Consider the following 1,583-nt stretch of genomic DNA (forward strand, 5'->3'; position numbering starts at 1 on the left):
ACGGCGCAGGATGGCTTCGTTGTCGTTCAGCCATTGGGTAAAGGTGCGCTGGGTAACAAACGGAGGGATATTGATGCTGACGGTATCGGCGGAAACGGGGCGCAAGATGAGGTTTTTCTTGGCACTGCGTTTGAGCTGGATATGAATGGTGAGGCCGTCTGAAAGGGTATGGGTATGGAGGTGGGGCATGATGTTGAGAAAAATATTGGACGGCATGGAAAGGGCGGGTATAGCGGCCCACCCGATGGAATGATTTATTTGGTTTTGGGCGCGAACGGGCCTTGTCCGGTAATCAGGGGCTGTTGGCTTTCGATCCATTGCTCGCATTGAGCCATGAGTTCGGCTTCATTGCCGTTGTTGTGGGCAATGGGTTTGCCGATGATGACGCTGACCGTGCCGGGGTATTTGAGGAAGGAATTGCGCGGCCAAAACTCGCCGCTGTTGAGCGCGACGGGGACGATGTCCATCTCAAACATTTTTGCCATGCGCGCGCCGCCGAGCTTATAGCGGCCTTTTTCGCCGGGCGGCAGGCGTGTGCCTTCGGGGAAAATGGTAATCCAATAGCCTTCGTTTTTACGCGCAAGGCCTTGTTCTAAAAGTTGTTTGTTGGCTTCGCGGCTGTTGCTGCGGTCGATGCCGATGGTTTTAACCAGTTTCAAGCCCCAGCCGAAGAAAGGGATTTTGAAGAGTTCGCGTTTGGCAACATAGACTTGAGGCGGAAAAATCTCTTGCAGGGCGAGGGTTTCCCAGCCGCTTTGGTGTTTGGCGCAAATGATGGCAGGGCGGTCGGGAATGTTTTCCGCACCGTTTAAGGTGTAGTTCAAACCGATGACGTGCTTGAGCGACCAGTTGAGGATGCGCACCCAAACTTGCGCCATTTTGTGCGCGCCGCCTTGGAAGGGCAGGGCAAGCAGCATAAAGGGGAACAGTAAAATAATGCTAGAGGAAAGGATGAACCAGTAAATCAGGTTGCGGATAATCAGCATATCGGGGAAAAGTCAGTCGTTTGAAGGCCGTCTGAACACCGTTGTCGGCAGTTTTCAGACGGCCTTGTCGTTTATAGGATGGCTTGCGCGGCTTCTTCGATTTGTGTGTTTTCACGCATGATGTATTGCGAGAAAGCGAGCAGGTTGTCGAAGACTTGGGTGTGTTCGGGCAGGTCTTGTTCGTGTTTGGCCAGCGTTTTTTTGCCTTTGCCAGTCAGGACGAGCGCGGATTTGCCTCCTGCAGCATCAATGGCTTGCAGGTCGCGCAGGCTGTCGCCGACCAGCCAGGTTTCGGCGGCATTGGCCTTGAAGCGTTCGATGATGTCGATAATCATGCCGGGCTTGGGTTTGCGGCATTCGCAGTTGTCGGCGGCGGTGTGCGGGCAAAACCAAATGCCGTCGATGGTACCGCCTGCTTGAACGGCAAGACGGTGCATTTTTGCGTGCATTTCGGTCAGGTCTTGCACGGTAAAGTATTTGCGGCCGATACCGGATTGGTTGGTGGCCACGGCGATGGTGTAGCCTGCCTGCGTTAAAAAGGCGATGGCATCCATGCTGCCTTCGATGGGAATCCATTCGTCAACGGATTTGACGAAA

The 1,583-nt window shown here is 54.1% G+C and carries 2 protein-coding genes and 1 pseudogene; all 3 read right to left on the reverse strand.

Features of this window, described 5'->3' with window-relative positions:
- Positions 1-216, reverse strand: a pseudogene (locus ACTHUE_RS18385) (hypothetical protein); the annotation flags it as partial.
- A 38-nt stretch (positions 217-254) separates the two neighbouring features.
- The gene (locus tag ACTHUE_RS18390) at positions 255-986 is read right to left on the reverse strand and encodes a lysophospholipid acyltransferase family protein (RefSeq protein ID WP_070695146.1); all 732 of its coding nucleotides are present in this window, start codon (positions 984-986) and stop codon (positions 255-257) included.
- Positions 987-1,057: 71 nt separating this feature from the next.
- Positions 1,058-1,583: D-glycero-beta-D-manno-heptose 1,7-bisphosphate 7-phosphatase (gmhB, locus tag ACTHUE_RS18395; RefSeq protein WP_440424129.1), on the reverse strand; the 526-nt coding region annotated here is incomplete at its 5' end.

The organism is Neisseria sp. P0021.S005 (genome assembly GCF_051956955.1).